Origin of the sequence: Nocardia sp. NPDC005746 (assembly GCF_040630785.1) — a bacterium.
Classification (GTDB): domain Bacteria; phylum Actinomycetota; class Actinomycetes; order Mycobacteriales; family Mycobacteriaceae; genus Nocardia.
Window position 1 is genome coordinate 1 of sequence record NZ_JBEXYE010000025.1, and the last position, 17,302, is coordinate 17,302.

Consider the following 17,302-nt stretch of genomic DNA (forward strand, 5'->3'; position numbering starts at 1 on the left):
GCCTTGGCCAGGCTCTCGCGCAGCTCCTGCAGGCCCTTGGCGTCGGTGACCTCCCAGCCGGAGACCAGCAGGCGGTCCTGCTCGCCGGGCACGATCACCAGGCGGGCCGCGAAGTCGTCCATGCGCAGGTAGAGCGCGTCGGGGTTGAGCCCGCTGCCCTCCATCATGCCGAGCACCTCGAGGCCGTACTCGCGCCAGGCCGCCATGTCGGTGGCCTCGATACGCACGTAGCCGAGCGCTCTAATATTCATAGCCGTCCCTCTCGTTCGATATCGAATCGCACCATCGTCACGCGCTACACCATCGTGTCGCCGGTAGGCAGCCCGAAGGCGTGGTTGCCGTACATGACGTAGGCGCGCTCGGCGTCGTTGGCGGCATGCACGCGCCCGGCGTGCGCGTCACGCCAGAACCGCTGCAGCACTGTGCCATTCTCCAGCGCGGTCGCGCCCGCGGCCTCGAAGAGCCGATCGATGGAGGCAACGGCGCGACCGGTGGCGCGCACCTGATCGCGACGAGCGCGGGCCCTCAGGGCGAACGGAATCTCCCGCCCCGCGACCAGGCACGCGTACTCGTCGGCCACGTTTCCCGACAGCTGCCGCCAAGCGGCGTCGATATCGCTGGCCGCTTCGGCAATCCGGACCTTGCCGAACGGATCGTCCTTGGCCCGCTCCCCCGCGTAGGCGGCACGCACACGCTTGCCCTGATGCTCGATATGCGCATCCAACGCCCCGTATGCCATGCCGACGATCGGACTGGAGATCGTGGTGGGATGGATCGTGCCCCAAGGCATCCGGTACACCGGGTCGGTATTGTGCTCCAGGCCGGGCGCTTTCGCCTCGCCCATCGTCTTGAAGCTGAGGAAGCGGTGCGCGGGAACGAAGACGTTCTCGACCACGACCGTGTTGGACCCGGTGCCACGCAGGCCGACCACATTCCACACATCGTCGATGCGGTAGTCACCGCGGGGAATGAGGAAGCTGCCGAAGTCGACGGGCTTGCCGTCCTTGATGACCGGGCCACCGACGAAAACCCAGTCGGCGTGATCACAACCCGACGACCAAGCCCACGAACCGTTCACGAGGTAGCCGCCCTCGACTACCGTGCCCGCCCCCATGGGCGCGTAAGAGGACGCCACCCGGACATTGGGGTCCTCGCCCCACACATCCTGCTGTGCACGCTGGTCGAACAAGGCCAGATGCCAATTGTGAATGCCGAGGATGCCGGCCACCCAACCGGTCGAGCCGCACGCACCGGAGATCCTGCGGACGGTGTCGTAGAAGACGACCGGATCCGCTGCCCGGCCACCCCATTGACGGGGCTGCACGAGGGTGAAGAACCCGGTCTCCTGCAGGTCCTTGATCGATTCGTCGGGGATGCGCCGCAAGTCCTCGGTCTGCTGGGCGCGTTCACGCAGGCTCGGCAGCAAGGCCTCGACGCGGCCGATGATTTCCTGGGTCATCTCGCGGGATGCTCCTGACTATCGGGTGACGGGCGACCCCGACCACCACACAACTAGAACTAGTTCTAGTGAATATTGAGCATGGGGTGCTGTGGCGGTAGTGGATTAAAAGCCCTAAAGAATGGACTTTTGACCATTGCCCAGCGGTCGCGACATACCTCAAGCTGTCACCGTTCTGCAACAGGTTCCACCGTGTCGAGGAGTGAGTGATGGTGACAATCCCCCAGGGCCGCGGCAGGAAAGTCCGCGAAATCGACGTGGGCTCGATGCCGAACCGGTACGCCCGAGGCTGGCACTGTCTCGGCCTCGCCGAAACCTTCCGCGACGGTGAACCGCACGCGGTCAACGCCTTCGGCGGCAAGCTGGTCGTCTGGGCCGACAGCACGGGTGAGCTGAAGGTACTCGACGCCTACTGCCGGCACCTCGGAGGGGACCTCTCCATGGGAAAGGTCAAGGGCGACAATGTCGCCTGCCCTTTCCACGACTGGAGCTGGGGTGGCGACGGCAAGTGCAAGGACATTCCGTACGCGCGGCGTATACCCCCATTGGCCCGCACCCGGTCGTGGCTCGCCATGGAACGCAACGGGCAGCTGTTCGTCTGGCATGACCATGAGGGCAACCCGCCCGCGCCCGGAGTGACCATCCCGCACGCGCCGGGGGCCTACATCGACGCCGACGGCCGCGCCCTCGCCGAGCTGAATCCCACGTGGACGCCGTGGATCTGGAACTCGATCCTGATCGAGGGCTCCAACTGCCGTGAGATCATCGACAACATCGTGGACATGGCCCACTTCTTCTACATCCACTACGCCTTCCCGACCTTCTTCAAGAACGTCTTCGAAGGCGAGGTCGCCACGCAGTATCTGGAGACCAAGGGCCGCCCCGATGTCTTGGCCGGGGCCAAGTACGGAGGCGAGACGCTGCTGACCTCGCAGGCCTCGTATTACGGTCCGTCCTACATGATCAATCCGCTGCTCAACAGCTACGGCGGCTTCGAGGTGAGCAGTGTCCTGATCAACTGCCACTACCCGGTCACCCAGGACTCGTTCGTCCTGCAGTACGGCATCAGCATCGAAAAGCCCCGCGGCCTCCCGGACGAGGCCGCGGGGCAGCTCGCCGCCAAGATGACCGAGGGCATAGCCGCCGGCTTCCTGCAGGACGTGGAGATCTGGAAGCACAAGTCCAAGATCGAGAACCCGCTGCTGTGCGACGAGGACGGCCCGGTCTACCAGCTGCGCCGCTGGTACGAGCAGTTCTACGTGGACGTCGCCGACGTCGACCCGAAGTCGGTGCAGCGCTTCGAATTCGAAGTCGACACGACCAGGGCCAATGAGGTCTGGGAGGCCGAGGTCGCCGAGAATCTGCGCTCAACGCGGGAATCCGTTCCCGCCGGCCCGTCAACGGAAGCGTGAGGAGCGCCCGGCCACGATCCATGTCGCGGCCGTGCCGGTTTCTGCGGGTCGAGCCGCTGCCCGTGCCGCGACTTCGGTTGCCGAATACGGGCTCCCGCGATCAGATTCCCGCGACCCCGGCGAGGTGACCGATGCCGTAGGTGACGGCCATCGCCAGGGCGCCACCGATGACAATTCGGGCGACCGTGCGAGCATGGCCGGCCCCGCTCAGGTACGCGCTGAGGTTCCCGGTCAGCGCGAGTGCGAGCAGGACCGCGCCGAACGTGACGGGGATTCGCACCGACGCCGGTGTCAGCATGACCGCGAGCAGCGGAAGCAGAGCACCCATGGTGAATGCGACTGCGGACGCCAGCGCCGCATGCCGCGGGTTGGTCAGCTCATCCGGGTCGATCCCCAATTCGGCGTCGACATGCGCGGCGAAGGCATCATGCGCGGTCAGCTCTTCGGCGACGGTCTGCGCAGTGGCCGGGGACAGGCCCTTATTGCGATAGATGGCGGCAAGCTCGGCCAGTTCCTCCTCCGGGCTCTCGAGCAGTTCACGACGCTCTTTTGCCAGCAGCGCCTGCTCACTGTCACGCTGCGAACTGACCGAAACGTACTCACCGAGGGCCATCGCCACCGCACCCGCGGCCAGACCCGCGATACCAGCGGTGACGACAGGTCCGGTCTCGGTGGTCGCCGCCGCTACGCCGACAACGATGCCGGATACCGACACAATGCCGTCGTTGGCGCCGAGCACCGCGGCCCGCAGCCAATTCAACCGGGACGATAACCCCGCACTGTGCGGCTCCCACGCGTGCAAACCGCTATTGTCCAATGCAGCTTTCTCTGAATCCGTACGCACATCGCAGAGAATAGGGGCCCGGCGGACCCGTCCGCCAGCAATGGCAGCCTCACCAATCTCAGGGCACCCTTGGCATCAATTACCCAGTATGGCAAGGCTTTCCGAACCACTTTGAACGGCTCGGCATCCACTCGGCCGCCAGCTCCTCACCGGTCTCGGCGCTGCAAATGGCGGCGGAGGATGAGGTCGCGCGACCGGCTCGATAATGCTGTTCCAGCGCTGTTGTCGTCGGGGGTGCGCCAGCAGCGCGTGCACGCGGTGGTGTTCGGCGGCCCAGTTCACCGACATGTCCGGCATGGCTCCCGGTATGCCCGTATCGCACCTCCGCGCGAATACACCTGGGCGAAAACGCGTGCACGGAATCTGATTTCCAGCAATGACATCCGTCACAGCCGCGCCCAGATTTGACTCGAGGCGTTTCGGGGCTCAATATTGGTCTGTCTGCACCTCGCTAGGCGAGGCTCCTGTACGAATACAGGCCACTGATCCGACGACGTCGAGAGACGCCCAGGGTTAGGACAGATCTCCCCGGATTAAGGGGTGATCCGAAGTGGCTTCCCGCACAATGGGATACGTCGTGCAGTGCCGAAGCTCTGACGAGAGGGGTGCCCACAACGTCGCTGGTCGCGATGTTGTTTCCCCTTCGCTTGGTGCGGCACCGGTTGGTGTGGTCGACGCGCGCGTGCGTCCTGGCGGCAAGGAGGTGAGGGACGAATTGAGTTCCGGCGATAGTCCGTATCCGAGTCCGGTTCGAAAACCATTGTCGTTCCCGGCTTGCCGCGTACTGAGCGCTTCCTGATTTCTCTTATCGTTCGTCGGCCGATTCGGCGACCGTTTGATTTCGTGTGCCCTGAATCAGGGGCCGACGGGTATTCGAGAATTCTGGTGGCATTCGGAGATTCCGTGGTAGGCCGATTCTCCGAAAAGAGTTTCATCATGGCCGTCATCGCATTCCCCCGTACCCCGCTGACCGTGCTGTCGGTGCTCGGGGACTCAGCGCGCCGAGTTCGCGCCCGCCACACCCTGACCGAGTCCGAGCGGGCCAACCTGCGTATCGCTCGCCCCCCGGTCGCGGCCTACACCGCCTCCCTGGGCGGTCACCCCTACCACGCGTAGGCCCCTCGCGGTCGCGGGCCCGCGCTGCGCGGCTACCTGCGGCTCGCCGTGGTCCTGGTCGGCGTCAAGACCTTCCAGTCCATCACCGGATGGCCCGGCCCTGTGCTCGTCCGCGGTGTCGGCATGCTCTGCCGCGAGTGTGCCCACACCGCGGCCGGGATGAGGCCGAATCAGCCTCGGCTGAGCTGAATAGCCCTGACCACCAGCAGGATTCGAAACCATGGCAGGAGAACAATCTTTACAGCTCGGGTCGGCTTCAAGGTGGTGGCCAGGATCGCGTCACTGTAGTGCCCCAGGCCGGAAACGCCCGAGATCGCGGGGCCGGCAGCGTGTCCCAGGACCGTGAGTGAGCCGTGGACCACCATCATGGCCACCGTGAGAACAAGTCCGAGGGTGGTGTTCCAGAACCCGATCCGCAGAGCATCGCTGAGACGATGTGCATGCTCGGTCATCTCGTCCAGGCCGGAAGCCGCCGCATCGCACAACAGCGGCACCGCGCGTCAGACGTTCACGGCCCGGCGCGCGGAATCCGCGGCGATCTCCGCGGCCCACGAGGAGATGGCGTTCCAGTCCCGCAAGTTGCCGTAGCGCCGTCCGCCCAACAGGAAGTAGCGCAGCCTGGCGCGTATTGGGAGCCCGGCGCGCTCGTAGCGTCCCGCGAATGCCCGGTAGCCGCGTACGCCAGCGCATCCCGCACGATCGCAATCTCTTTCGGCACCGCACGCGCCACTCGTCGACCGACCGGACCCGTCAGCGCCGGAGCCATACCGATGCCGAAAAGCCACACATCCGGTTTCGCCAGCTGTTCCAGCCGCTGACAGGCGAAGACGACGAAGGACTTCAGCAACGCCTCGTGATACACCGGACTGCCCAGCACCACCGTGTCGAACCCGCTCAGGTCCGGCACCCGGTGACCGATCGCCACCACCTCCACCACCGTGTCGGAGGATTCGAGTCCCTTGCCGATGACTTCGGCGACTTCCTTCGTCGTCCCCTGCCCCGTCGCATAGACCACGGCCAACCGCCGCACCCATACCCATGCCCGCCAGCCTGCGGACCGTGCGCCGACTCTCGGCAGAGGAATTCTGCCCCTGCCCGTGGGACCACGGTAATCCGTTGTCCCGTCGATAGCGGAGGCGCATGGGAAGGGTCCCGGGCCGATCGCCGTCACCGCTCGGGACGAAAGTCCCCGATCCACTGGCGAAGGTCAGGAGGCGAATTCCGACCCTATCTCCGACAGCGCGTAGTTGATTACTTTGCGGTAGCCATAAGACGTATGCAAGGAGGATGCTGGTGACCGCGGTATCACCGAAACCTGAACTACCCGTGGCAGTTACACGCCCATACCCAGCCCGACGCGGACAGCGTGGCTCGTTCGCCTACAAGCTGATCACGACCACCGACCCCAAGGTGCTCGGCACCATGTATCTGGTGACCTCGATGGCGTTCTTCATGATCGCGGGCCTGATGGCGTTGCTGATGCGCGCCGAACTGGCGCGACCCGGAATGCAGTTCCTGTCACCCGAGCAGTTCAACCAACTGTTCACCATGCACGGCACCATCATGCTGCTGTTCTACGCGACCGCCATCATCTTCGGATTCGCGAACATCCTGCTGCCCTTGCAGATCGGCGCACCGGACGTCGCCTTCCCACGATTGAACGCCCTGAGCTACTGGCTCTATGCATTCGGCGCGACCATGGCGACCGCCGGATTCATCACGCCCGGCGGCGCGGCCGACTTCGGCTGGACCGCCTATGTGCCCTTGTCCGACATCATCCACTCCCCCGGCGTCGGCGCGGATCTATGGATCCTCGGGGTAGGCGTCTCGGGCCTGGGCACGATTCTCGGTGCGGTCAACATGCTCACGACGGTGGTCTGCCTGCGCTGCCCCGGCATGACCATGTTCCGGCTCCCCATCTTCACCTGGAACGTGGTGGTGGCGAGTTTCCTTATCCTGCTGGTGTTCCCGCTGCTAACCGCCGCGGCGCTGGCACTGTTCTACGACCGGCATCTGGGCGGGCACATCTACGATCCCGCCAGCGGCGGTGTGATGCTGTTCCAGCACTTGTTCTGGTACTTCGGCCACCCCGAGGTGTATGTCATCGCCTTGCCGTTCTTCGGCATCGTCTCCGAGATCCTCCCGGTCTTCAGCCGCAAACCGATCTTCGGCTACACCGGCATGGTCTACGCGACACTCGGCATCGCCGCACTGTCGATCGCGGTGTGGGCGCACCACATGTACGCCACCGGCGCGGTGCTGCTGCCGTACTTCTCGTTCATGACCTTCCTCATCGCGGTCCCGACCGGTGTGAAGTTCTTCAACTGGATCGGCACCCTCTGGAAGGGACAGCTGACCTTCGAATCGCCGATGCTGTTCTCGCTCGGATTCCTGGTGACCTTCCTCTTCGGCGGCTTGACCGGTGTCCTACTGGCCAGCCCGCCACTGGACTTCCACATCTCCGATACCTACTTCGTGGTCGCGCACTTCCACTACACGCTGTTCGGCACAGTCGTGTTCGCCACCTTCGCCGGCATCTACTTCTGGTTCCCCAAGATCACCGGCCGCATGATGAACGAGCGACTTGCCAAGTGGCACTTCTGGACCACGTTCCTCGGCTTCCACCTGACCTTCCTGGCCCAGCACTGGCTCGGCAACATGGGCATGCCCCGCCGCTACGCCGACTACCTGCCCAGCGACGGATTCACCACGCTCAACACCATTTCCACCATCGGATCGTTCCTCCTGGGCGCGTCGATGCTGCCGTTCATCTGGAACGTCTTCAAGTCCTACCGCTACGGCGAGGTCGTGACCGTGGACGACCCGTGGGGCTACGGCAACTCCCTGGAGTGGGCGACCTCCTGCCCGCCGCCGCGGCACAACTTCCATGAGCTGCCCCGAATCCGTTCGGAGCGACCGGCTTTCGAGCTGCACTACCCGCACATGGTCGATCGCATGCGCGCCGAAGCCCACGTGGGCTGGGGCGCCAAGGCGCACGAGGTCGCCGAAACCGGACTGGTGGCAACGAAATGACCCGCCGACAACAGACGCAGACCTTCCATGTACCACACCTTCCCCACGGGCTGATTGTCGTACTGACGGCGATCGTAGTGATCGCCGGAGTGATCTGCTTGTCCCACCTCGCGGACTTCGACACGGCCGGCAAGCCGAATACACCCTCCGAATCGACTGTGACACATATTTGTCCGGGCACGCGGTGCACCGCCGAGGAGCAACGCTAACCCTGATGCCGAACGTGCGGATCGGCTGTCCCCCTGGCCATCCGCACCCCGGTGCGGCAGGCAGCTTCCGCGCCGTGCCGGTGGGACTTTGCCCCGAAAGACGAGAAGGAAGATAGAGCTACGTCGGCTCGGATCGAATCACGCCGTTACCGCAGCGGAGAAAGTCTCCGCCCCGAGGCCGACGTACACGAAGCCGGGTCCGGTTGTCGCCGGACCCGGCTTTCGGCTATTCCGTGCGTTTTCGCCTGGCACCGCTCCCTCGGTGTGGAAACCGACCACCAACGCCCGGACTACGGGTCCGCACTGGGCGCGGGCGCACACCCGTCACCCAGTGCGATTCGATCAGACCCGCGCCCGCTCGCGCGCCAGGGCCCGGTCGCGCTGTTCTTCGAAACGCGGAATCTGGACCCTTTCGAGGTTCTCGAGAAACACCACGAGCCGATCCCGGGCTTGTTCACCGATCCGACCGAAATCGTTGCGCTCGAAGAGATTCCATTGCCGTAGCACAGGCTGAAGGACTTCTTCGAGATGGATTCGCAGGTCGTAGACGCCGTGTTTGGCCATCAGCACGCCGTTGCGGCGGAAGTTGGGCATGCCCATGCCGGGCATGCGGAAGTTCTCGATGATCAGGGTCGCGCAGCACAATGCTGTGGCGCGCCTCCTCTGCGGTCCACCGCCCGACCCAGGTGCCCCACGCGCCGTCGCGGGAGAAGTTCTCGGCGATCTCGCGATGGTAGGAGGGCAGGTTGTCCTCGGTGAGCAGGTTGGTCACCAAGGCTGCCTTCGCGACATCGAACAGCTGAGATTGTTCTGGCTCCCAATCGATTCCGCCCAAGAGCGGGAAGTTACGCCCCTCGTCCCAAGGCACATAGTCGTGGGGATGCCAGTCCTTCGCCATCGACAGGTGCCGATCCAAGGCTTGCCCCGCGACGGGCTCGAGTTCACCCTCGAGTACCGGCACCTTGCCGCTGGCGAACAGCACGACGTCGGGGTAGTCCACCGACGACCAAGCCTCCAAGACCCGCAACATCGGCCGCGCCCTCCTGCGCTCTCGACACGCATCACCAATGACTAGAACAGGATCGACGGCGTCCCTGCCTGGAAATAGGGCCGAAAGGCCCCCTGAGGAGGGCCTTCGCACTCGCGCCCGCCGCGCACCCTGAAGGGCCTGATCCTCACGCCACTTACTCAGGGGGCCACCTGTTTTCGATGATCCTCGTCCGGACCTTCACCGTCCGTGGGCGCGTGCTGCTGGACCACGTACTGTCCGTGCAGGCCGCGAGGTGATCGCACACGGCGACTCGCCGTGATCGGCTCTCACCACGCCCCCGGATAGACTCGGGGGCAGGCCGTAACGGACGGATCGTGCGCGGACTCCGCCAACAGGAAGAAGATGTGACCGTTGAGCCCCAGCACGGCTCCTGTTCGGTGCGCGGCACTCTCTCCCAGCTGCGACTCCGGGAATTGCACGTAGAGGTCAAGGACAGGGTCGAGAAAATCATCGACGCCCGTGATCACATGGACGGCCTGGTCGAAGCCATGCTGGCGGTCACATCGGGGCTGGACTTGGATCAGACTGCGCACCATCGTGCACACCGCGATCAGTCTGGTCGATGCCCGGTCCGGTGCGCGCTCGGCGTCGGCGACCTCGACGGTCCCGCCCCGGGCGGCGAGATCGTCGTCCGCGGTGAACGGTTGCCCGCCGGCCTTCTCCGTCAGGTACAGGTTGCCGGCGTCTCTCTCGGCGCACGTGTCCTCTACCGCCTGCTCGGCGGCGGTCGCTACGGCGACCTACGGGATTGGACCGCCATCAGCGCCTTCACGGATTCCATCGCACAGGCTCTGAAACTGCACGCACCGCACACCATTCCGATTCATCCCTGACGGCCGCGCGGACCCAGGATTCGACATCGTGATCGTGCGGGGTCAGGTCCTGCGCAGGGACTTCCGGCCCTACCCGGGGATCGCATGAGCTGACCACGACAGAGATCGCCGGCGGCGGCACGTCGGGTCAGGAGATGATGCGGACGGCGTAGGGCATGATGCCGTCTTCGCGGACCGCGGAGACCTTGACGACGTCGCCGGATTGGGGAGCCTCGACCATCTTGTTGTTGCCGATGTAGAGGGCTACGTGCTGGGAGCCGCCGGCGCCCCAGAAGAGCATGTCGCCGCGGGCTCGTTCGGAGACGGGAACCCTTGTGCCCATGGTGTATTGGTAGCCGGAGTAGTGCGGGAGGGAGACGCCCACGCCGGCGAAGGCGTAGATCATGAGGCCGGAGCAGTCGAAGCCGGTCTTGTTGTAGTCGCCGTAGCTGTCGGCGGTGCCGCCGTCGCGGATGCCGAGGGTGGGGCCGTCCTCGTCGCCGCCGCCCCAGGCGTAGACGACGCCGAGCTGGGACATGGCGCGGTCGACGACGGTTTCGATGAGTTCGGAGCGGGAGCCGCCGCTGGGACGGGTGGTCTGCGTGTCCGAACGGTTGGGCTGGGGGCGGCGCGGGGGCGGGGAGGAGTCCTGGACCTTGTGCGGGCGGTGGCTCTGGCCGACCTGGGCGGCGCGGTCGGCGGCGGCGCGGTCGGCGGCCACGCGAGCCGCGGCGGCGACCGCGGCGGCGCGAGCGGCGGCCTGGGCGGCGGCTTCCTCGGCTTTGCGCTGCTGATCCCAGGCGACGAAAGCGTCGCGCTGGTTCTGCAGGCCGGCCACATTGGCGCGGGCGGAGTCCAAACGCTGCTGGGCCGAGTCACGCTGGGAGACAAGGCCGTTGCGGACGTTGTTCTGCTGGTTGAATTCGGCCTGGGCGGTGGTGACAGCGTTCTGCGCGTCGGCCTTCTTGGCGTCGGCGGCGGCAGCGGCCGCGTCGGCGGCCTGCTGGGCCTGTTTGGCGGCGGAGGTCTTGTTGGCCTGATCGACCTGGGCGTGCCGGAGGCCGTCGACGACCTGCTGCTGGTTCTTGGAGGCGATGGTCAGGATCTGGGCGCGGTTGAGCGCGATCTCGGGGCTCGGCGCGGCCATGTAGCTGATCAGCGAGGTGGAGCCGGGACGCATGTAGACCTGCGCGACGTACTTGTCGAAATTGCCGTGCGCGGTATCGACTCTCGCGCCCGCGTCGGTGAGTTCCTGCTGGCACTGCACCACGGTCTGGGCGGCGGCATCGGCGGCGTCGCGGGCGATCTGCAGATCCACCAGGGCCTTGTTCACCGCTTCACGGCGCACGGCGATGGCGTCGTCGAGCTGTTGCAGCTGCTGTTCGGCGGTGGCGACCTGGTTGATGAGCGCGCCGACTTCGCCGACACCGGCGTCGACCTGGGCGCCGGCCGCATTGAGGTCGCCGTCGCTGGGATTGGGGGGTGGGGGTGGGACCGCGTGCCCGGAGGCCATGCCACAGGCCAGCACGACGACCGCTACGAGCAACTCCGTAGCGACTCGCGCTGGACGTCCGCGCCGCTTCGCCGGTCGTCGCATCGCACCTCCCTGGAGTCTCATTCGGCACATCCGTCCCAGCCGTGCCATCGCGAAACCGTACGACATGTCATGAACCGCTCTGAACAGCCACGCCACAATCACAAATATGTAATTCGCCAGTAGCCACATATTTGCAGGTAGACCACATGATCACCATGCGTCACATGACACGACACGCGTCACGGATCGGGCGTGTCGCGTACGAACCGGGCGGTTTGCTTTACCGCGCACCCGGATTCGGGCAATGAAAAAGGGGCCCGGGACGAACCCGAACCCCACCCGGCGACCCCGTCGCCGTCGGCAGCGGAACCCCTAGCCCACCGGAGTCGGCGGCTGCGCCCCCTCCGGAGCCCGCCGCGACTTCACGACGTACAGCCCGCCGATCCCCGCGACCAGCAGACCCAGCAGCACCAGCGTGATCACCGTCCAGGACACCGCCTCCGGCTGCTGCAGCCGATCCACGAAAACCCATGCGGCATCGGCGGTGTGCTCGGATCCGCGGTACTTGGCCCCGTCCTCGGCGCGCTCGAGCCGCCCGCGGGTGAACTGATCGCTGAAGGTGCCGACCCAGTCGTCACTGAAGACCACCACGGTGCCGTGCTCGATCTTGCCGACCTCGTTGGCCAGGTCGCGCAGGTTCGCCTCGATCCCCGGATTGCCCGGCACCACAACGATATCGAGCTTGATGCCCTGATCGCGCGCTTCGGCGGCGATGGCCGCGAGGGCCTCCTGGTCGCGTCCTTCGGGGGCGGCGACATGGTTGTCGTCGAGATCGGCGATGATCTTATTCAAGTCGGTGTTCGGCGGTAGTTCCGCCTTCACGGGCGTGAAAACCGAGGGGTGCGAGACGGTCACGAACGCAGGGTACGGGACGGCTTGTCAGATCGCCTCACCGCGCCACGGTCTTCCCGCCCCCGATGTGCTCACAGGACAAGCGTACTGTTAATGTCGGAAAACGGACGAGGCCCGCGCCTCGACGAGGCCATCGGCACAGCCCCGCCGCTGGCCCTCCCATTCACAGACGAGTGGAGCTGAACGTGACGAGTATCGATACCTTCGGCGCCAAGGGCACCCTCGAGGTCGGAAGCAACTCGTATGAGATCTTCCGTCTCTCGGCCGTGCCCGGCACCGAGAAGCTGCCCTACGCCCTGAAGGTCCTCGCGGAGAACCTGCTTCGCACCGAGGACGGCGCGAACATCACCGCCGACCAGATCCGCGCCCTCGCGGCCTGGGATCCGTCGGCCGAGCCCGACACCGAGATCCAGTTCACCCCGGCCCGCGTGATCATGCAGGACTTCACCGGCGTGCCCTGCATCGTCGACCTGGCCACCATGCGTGAGGCCGTCACCACCCTCGGCGGCGACCCGAACAAGGTCAACCCGCTGTCCCCCGCCGACATGGTCATCGACCACTCGGTCATCCTCGACGTGTTCGGCACCGCCGACGCCCTCGAGCGCAACGTCGACCTGGAGTACCAGCGCAACGGCGAGCGCTACCAGTTCCTGCGCTGGGGCCAGGGCGCCTTCGACGACTTCAAGGTCGTCCCGCCGGGCGTCGGCATCGTGCACCAGGTCAACATCGAGTACCTGGCCCCCACCGTCATGGTCCGCAACGGCCAGGCCTACCCCGACACCTGTGTCGGCACCGACTCGCACACCACCATGGTCAACGGCCTGGGCGTGCTGGGCTGGGGCGTCGGTGGCATCGAGGCCGAGGCCGCCATGCTGGGCCAGCCGGTCTCCATGCTGATCCCGCGCGTCGTCGGCTTCAAGCTGACCGGTGAGATCAAGCCGGGCGTCACCGCCACCGACGTGGTGCTCACCGTCACCGACATGCTGCGCAAGCACGGTGTGGTCGGCAAGTTCGTCGAGTTCTACGGCAAGGGCGTCGCCGAGGTGCCGCTGGCCAACCGCGCCACCCTGGGCAACATGAGCCCCGAGTTCGGCTCCACCGCCGCGATCTTCCCGATCGACGCCGAGACCATCAACTACCTGCGCCTGACCGGCCGCAGCGATGAGCAGCTCGCGCTCGTCGAGGCCTACGCCAAGGAGCAGGGCCTGTGGCACGACGCGGACAACGAGCCCGCGTACTCGGAGTACCTGGAGCTGGACCTGGGCACCGTGGTGCCGTCCATCGCCGGCCCGAAGCGCCCGCAGGACCGGATCCTGCTGTCGGACAGCAAGGACGCGTTCCGCAAGGACATCCGCACCTACACCAACGACCCGGTTCCGCACACCGCGCTGGACGAGGCCATCGAGGAGTCCTTCCCGGCCAGCGATCCGGTCGCCCCCGGCACCGCCACCGACGAGACCGCCGTCCCGACCGCCGCCAACGGCAGCGCGGGCCGTCCGTCCAAGCCGGTCAAGGTCTCGGACCCGGAGCGCGGTGACTTCGTGCTGGATCACGGCGCCGTCGTGGTCGCGGGCATCACCTCCTGCACCAACACCTCGAACCCGTCGGTCATGCTGGGCGCGGCCCTGCTGGCCCGCAACGCGGTCGAGAAGGGCCTGGCCTCCAAGCCGTGGGTCAAGACCAACATGGCCCCGGGCTCGCAGGTCGTCGCCGACTACTACGAGAAGGCCGGCCTGTGGCCGTACCTCGAGAAGCTGGGCTTCTACGTGGGTGGCTTCGGCTGCACCACCTGCATCGGCAACACCGGTCCGCTGCCGGAGGAGATCTCCAAGGCGATCAACGACAACGACCTCTCGGTCACCGCGGTGCTCTCGGGTAACCGTAACTTCGAGGGTCGCATCTCCCCCGACGTGAAGATGAACTACCTGGCCTCCCCGCCGCTGGTCATCGCGTACGCGCTCGCGGGCACCATGGACTTCGACTTCGAGACCGACGCCCTGGGCCAGGACCAGAACGGCAACGACGTCTTCCTGAAGGACATCTGGCCGTCGCCGCAGGAGATCGACGACACCATCAAGTCGGCGATCAGCCGGGACATGTTCACCAAGTCCTACGCCACCGTCTTCGACGGCGACCAGCGCTGGCAGGGTCTGGACACCCCCGAGGGCGACACCTTCGCGTGGGACGAGGCCTCGACCTACGTCCGCAAGGCCCCGTACTTCGACGGCATGTCGATGGAGCCGGCTCCGGTCCAGGACATCACGGGCGCGCGCGTGCTGGCGCTGCTGGGCGACTCGGTCACCACCGACCACATCTCCCCCGCCGGTCCGATCAAGCCGGGCACCCCGGCCGCGCAGTACCTGGACGCCAACGGCGTCGAGCGCAAGGACTACAACTCGCTGGGCTCGCGTCGTGGTAACCACGAGGTGATGATCCGCGGCACCTTCGCCAACATCCGTCTGCGCAACCAGCTGCTGGACGACGTCTCGGGTGGTTACACCCGCGACTTCACCCAGCCGGGTGGCCCGCAGGCCTTCATCTACGACGCTTCGCAGAACTACCAGGCCGCGGGCATCCCGCTGGTCGTGCTGGGCGGCAAGGAGTACGGCTCGGGTTCCTCGCGTGACTGGGCCGCCAAGGGCACCAGCCTGCTGGGCGTCAAGGCCGTCATCACCGAGTCGTTCGAGCGCATCCACCGCTCGAACCTGATCGGCATGGGCGTTGTGCCGCTGCAGTTCCCGGCCGGCCAGTCGGCCGCGTCGCTGGGCCTGGACGGCACCGAGACCTTCGACATCGAGGGCATCACCAAGCTGAACGAGGGTGTGACTCCGAAGACCATGAAGGTCACCGCCACCAAGGAGAACGGCGAGAAGGTCGTCTTCGACGCGGTCGTCCGCATCGACACCCCCGGTGAGGCGGACTACTACCGCAACGGCGGCATCCTGCAGTTCGTGCTGCGCAACATGATTCGCGGCTAGTCACTGCGATGTAGCTCGGTTCTCGAAGGGCTGTTTCGAAACCGAGTCGTGGTGGCGGGCACCGGAATCGCGTGAAAGCGCAGCTCCGGGGCCCGCCACGCGACCCCCCACCGGGTCGCTTCGCTCGTCGCTCGTGCGGGTTCTCCGATTTGGTCGCAAGATCGATAAGGAGAACCCGCACAACACGTTTCGGAGGAGTCCAGTGCCCAAGGTGTCAGACGACCACCTCGCCGCCCGGCGCAGCCAGATCCTCGACGGAGCCCGCAGTTGCTTCGCCGAGTTCGGCTACGAGGGCGCCACCGTGCGTCGTCTCGAAGAAGCGACCGGTCTGTCGCGGGGCGCGATCTTCCACCACTTCCGGGACAAGGACGCGCTGTTCCTGGCGCTGGCCCAGGAGGACGCGGGCCGCATGGCCGAGGTCGCCGCCAATCAGGGTCTGATCCAGGTGATGCGCGACATGCTCGCCCGCCCCGAGGATTTCGACTGGCTGGGCACCCGCCTCGAAATCGCCCGCCGCCTGCGCAACGACCCGGAGTTCCGGGCCAATTGGGAAGAGCGGTCCGAGGAGCTCACCGCCGCCACCGTGGCCCGCCTGGAGCGCCGCAAGGCCGCGGGCGCGCTGCGCGACGACGTCCCCACCGAGGTGCTGCTCGGTTACCTGGACCTCGTCCTCGACGGCCTCATCGCCCGCATCGCCTCCGGGCACGCGGGCAACAATCTCGAAGCCGTGCTCGATCTGGTCGAGGCCTCCATCCGCCGCAAGGCGTGATCACCCGGGGCGAATTCGCCCCGGGTGCTCGTCAGTCCTCGCGTTCGAGATCGGCGAGCAGTAGCCGCGAGATGCGGTCGAGTTCCTTGCGATCCGCGGCGCTCAACACCGACAGGATGCGGGTCTCGTTCTCGAAGTGGTCGGTGACCACGATGTCGATCAGGTGCAGGCCGCGGTCGGTGAGCGCCACCTTGATGGCGCGCCGGTCCCCCGCGTCGGCGATGCGGCGCACCAGACCGGCCTGCTCCAAGCGGTCGAGTCGGCCGGTCATGCCCGCGCGCGACATCATCAGGGTGTCGGCCAGGGCGGAGGGGTTGAGCTCGTAGGGCTCCCCCGAACGGCGCAGCGCCGCAAGCACATCGAACTCGCCGCGTTGCAATCCGTGTGCGGTGAACACCGTTTCGACCTTCGCGCCCGCGACCGCGGCCAGTTTGCCCAGGCGGCCGATGATCTCCATGGCCTCGCCGTCCAGGTCCGGCCGTTCCCGCCGCCACTGTGCCGCGATGGTGTCCACGGCGTCGGTCGCGTTCTCACCCATGGACAACACTCTATTCGATGCCATATAGTTCGGTAGCGAATTATCAATCACCGAATGATTCGGAGCTTGTCATGAACGCCGCTTCCCGCCCCGCCGCCATCCGCTGCCCCGAGGACTCCGAGATCATCGGCGCGGGGCAGCCCGCCTCGGTGCGACTGCTCATCGACTCCGAGGAGGCGGGCGGGTCGGTCAGCACCGTCGAGGTGACGCTGGCCGAGGGCGCCGACGGGGCCGCGCCGCACTATCACACACTCTCCGACGAGCTGTTCTTCGTCGCGGACGGCGAACTCCAGGTCATGGCCGGGGACGAGATCGTCACCGTCGGCGCGGGCGGGGCGCTGGTGGTCCCCCGGTTCATGCCGCACGCCTTCGGCGCGGTCCCCGGCTCCTCGGCCCGCCTGTTCATCGCCCTCATGCCGGGCGTGGAGCGCCACGGGTACTTCCGATTCCTGGAGCAGCTGGCGCTGGGGCAGACCACCCCGGCCGACATCGAGGCGGCGCAGAAGGAGTACGACAACTACTTCGTCGACGCTCCGCGGTGGTGGGCCGAGCGCACCGCGAACCGCGCCTGAACACGCGAGTTCGCCTGCCGCGCCGCGTATTCGCCGACCCGTCGGCGCGGTTCACCGGCA

13 protein-coding genes, 3 pseudogenes and 1 riboswitch are annotated in these 17,302 nt (G+C 66.3%); of the genes and pseudogenes, 7 read left to right on the top strand and 9 right to left on the bottom strand.

The window, feature by feature from the left end; genetic code table 11:
• Nucleotides 1-251: pseudogene (locus tag ABZ412_RS31880) on the bottom strand (2,3-dihydroxybiphenyl 1,2-dioxygenase); the annotation flags it as partial.
• Nucleotides 252-295: 44 nt separating this feature from the next.
• A complete protein-coding gene (gene hsaA, locus ABZ412_RS31885) occupies nt 296-1,459 on the bottom strand; it encodes a 3-hydroxy-9,10-secoandrosta-1,3,5(10)-triene-9,17-dione monooxygenase oxygenase subunit (protein WP_357287706.1) in 1,164 nt (387 codons plus the stop codon).
• 209 nt (nt 1,460-1,668) lie between these two features.
• On the opposite strand from hsaA, the gene ABZ412_RS31890 reads away from it, so the two are divergent.
• Nucleotides 1,669-2,871, top strand: a complete 1,203-nt coding sequence (locus ABZ412_RS31890; RefSeq protein WP_357287709.1) for a Rieske 2Fe-2S domain-containing protein — start codon at nt 1,669-1,671, stop codon at nt 2,869-2,871.
• Nucleotides 2,872-2,971: 100 nt separating this feature from the next.
• On the opposite strand, the gene ABZ412_RS31895 is transcribed toward ABZ412_RS31890, so the two are convergent.
• Nucleotides 2,972-3,688 (bottom strand): VIT family protein, encoded by a 717-nt coding sequence (locus ABZ412_RS31895; protein WP_357287711.1) that lies wholly within the window; start codon nt 3,686-3,688, stop codon nt 2,972-2,974.
• Nucleotides 3,689-4,155: 467 nt separating this feature from the next.
• Nucleotides 4,156-4,327, top strand: a riboswitch (M-box (ykoK) riboswitch).
• Nucleotides 4,328-4,651: 324 nt separating this feature from the next.
• Here ABZ412_RS31895 and ABZ412_RS31900 point away from each other — a divergent pair.
• The gene (locus ABZ412_RS31900; RefSeq protein WP_357287714.1) at nt 4,652-4,831 is read left to right on the top strand and encodes a hypothetical protein; all 180 of its coding nucleotides are present in this window, start codon (nt 4,652-4,654) and stop codon (nt 4,829-4,831) included.
• A gap of 170 nt (nt 4,832-5,001) precedes the next feature.
• Here ABZ412_RS31900 and ABZ412_RS31905 read toward each other — a convergent pair whose 3' ends face one another.
• Entirely contained in the window at nt 5,002-5,283 is a 282-nt protein-coding gene (locus tag ABZ412_RS31905; protein ID WP_357287717.1) for a DUF2871 family protein, read from the bottom strand.
• A gap of 56 nt (nt 5,284-5,339) precedes the next feature.
• Nucleotides 5,340-5,846: a flavodoxin domain-containing protein gene (locus tag ABZ412_RS31910; RefSeq protein WP_357287910.1), complete on the bottom strand. Its 507-nt coding sequence runs from the start codon at nt 5,844-5,846 to the stop codon at nt 5,340-5,342.
• Nucleotides 5,847-6,124: 278 nt separating this feature from the next.
• Here ABZ412_RS31910 and ctaD point away from each other — a divergent pair, with 278 nt between their 5' ends.
• Nucleotides 6,125-7,864 carry a cytochrome c oxidase subunit I gene (gene ctaD / locus ABZ412_RS31915; protein ID WP_213555951.1) on the top strand — a complete coding sequence of 580 codons (1,740 nt, stop codon included), beginning with the start codon at nt 6,125-6,127 and terminating at the stop codon, nt 7,862-7,864.
• Nucleotides 7,865-8,415: 551 nt separating this feature from the next.
• On the opposite strand, the pseudogene ABZ412_RS31920 reads toward ctaD, so the two are convergent.
• A pseudogene (locus ABZ412_RS31920) lies at nt 8,416-9,034 on the bottom strand (acyl-ACP desaturase).
• 434 nt (nt 9,035-9,468) lie between these two features.
• On the opposite strand from ABZ412_RS31920, the pseudogene ABZ412_RS31925 reads away from it, so the two are divergent.
• Nucleotides 9,469-9,703, top strand: a pseudogene (locus ABZ412_RS31925) (histidine kinase); the annotation flags it as partial.
• A gap of 381 nt (nt 9,704-10,084) precedes the next feature.
• Here the strand turns inward: ABZ412_RS31925 and ABZ412_RS31930 are convergent.
• Together ABZ412_RS31930 and ABZ412_RS31935 are read right to left on the bottom strand one after the other, a co-directional pair.
• On the bottom strand, nt 10,085-11,533 hold the full coding sequence (locus ABZ412_RS31930; RefSeq protein ID WP_357287719.1) for an NlpC/P60 family protein: 1,449 nt from the start codon (nt 11,531-11,533) through the stop codon (nt 10,085-10,087).
• 312 nt (nt 11,534-11,845) lie between these two features.
• Complete coding sequence (locus tag ABZ412_RS31935; protein ID WP_357287721.1) at nt 11,846-12,388, bottom strand: DUF6676 family protein; 543 nt, start codon at nt 12,386-12,388, stop codon at nt 11,846-11,848.
• 182 nt (nt 12,389-12,570) lie between these two features.
• Here ABZ412_RS31935 and acnA point away from each other — a divergent pair, with 182 nt between their 5' ends.
• Both acnA and ABZ412_RS31945 read left to right on the top strand, forming a co-directional pair.
• The gene (gene acnA / locus ABZ412_RS31940; protein ID WP_357287724.1) at nt 12,571-15,363 is read left to right on the top strand and encodes an aconitate hydratase AcnA; all 2,793 of its coding nucleotides are present in this window, start codon (nt 12,571-12,573) and stop codon (nt 15,361-15,363) included.
• 202 nt (nt 15,364-15,565) lie between these two features.
• The gene (locus ABZ412_RS31945) at nt 15,566-16,132 is read left to right on the top strand and encodes a helix-turn-helix domain-containing protein (RefSeq protein WP_357082556.1); all 567 of its coding nucleotides are present in this window, start codon (nt 15,566-15,568) and stop codon (nt 16,130-16,132) included.
• Between the two features lie 31 nt (nt 16,133-16,163).
• On the opposite strand, the gene ABZ412_RS31950 is transcribed toward ABZ412_RS31945, so the two are convergent.
• Complete coding sequence (locus tag ABZ412_RS31950; RefSeq protein WP_357287727.1) at nt 16,164-16,670, bottom strand: MarR family transcriptional regulator; 507 nt, start codon at nt 16,668-16,670, stop codon at nt 16,164-16,166.
• Nucleotides 16,671-16,741: 71 nt separating this feature from the next.
• Here ABZ412_RS31950 and ABZ412_RS31955 point away from each other — a divergent pair, with 71 nt between their 5' ends.
• Nucleotides 16,742-17,242, top strand: coding sequence for a cupin domain-containing protein (locus ABZ412_RS31955; RefSeq protein WP_357287730.1), 501 nt, complete (start codon nt 16,742-16,744; stop codon nt 17,240-17,242).
• The last annotated feature ends 60 nt before the right edge of the window (nt 17,243-17,302 follow it).

Excerpts from the sequence above, each read along its gene's own strand:
- hsaA (WP_357287706.1), bottom strand. The coding sequence starts at position 1,459 with ATGACCCAGGAAATCATCGGCCGCGTCGAGGCCTTGCTGCCGAGCCTG.
- ABZ412_RS31890 (WP_357287709.1), top strand. The coding sequence starts at position 1,669 with ATGGTGACAATCCCCCAGGGCCGCGGCAGGAAAGTCCGCGAAATCGAC.
- ABZ412_RS31900 (WP_357287714.1), top strand. The coding sequence starts at position 4,652 with ATGGCCGTCATCGCATTCCCCCGTACCCCGCTGACCGTGCTGTCGGTG.
- ABZ412_RS31905 (WP_357287717.1), bottom strand. The coding sequence starts at position 5,283 with ATGACCGAGCATGCACATCGTCTCAGCGATGCTCTGCGGATCGGGTTC.
- ABZ412_RS31930 (WP_357287719.1), bottom strand. The coding sequence starts at position 11,533 with ATGCGACGACCGGCGAAGCGGCGCGGACGTCCAGCGCGAGTCGCTACG.
- ABZ412_RS31950 (WP_357287727.1), bottom strand. The coding sequence starts at position 16,670 with ATGGGTGAGAACGCGACCGACGCCGTGGACACCATCGCGGCACAGTGG.
- ABZ412_RS31955 (WP_357287730.1), top strand. The coding sequence starts at position 16,742 with ATGAACGCCGCTTCCCGCCCCGCCGCCATCCGCTGCCCCGAGGACTCC.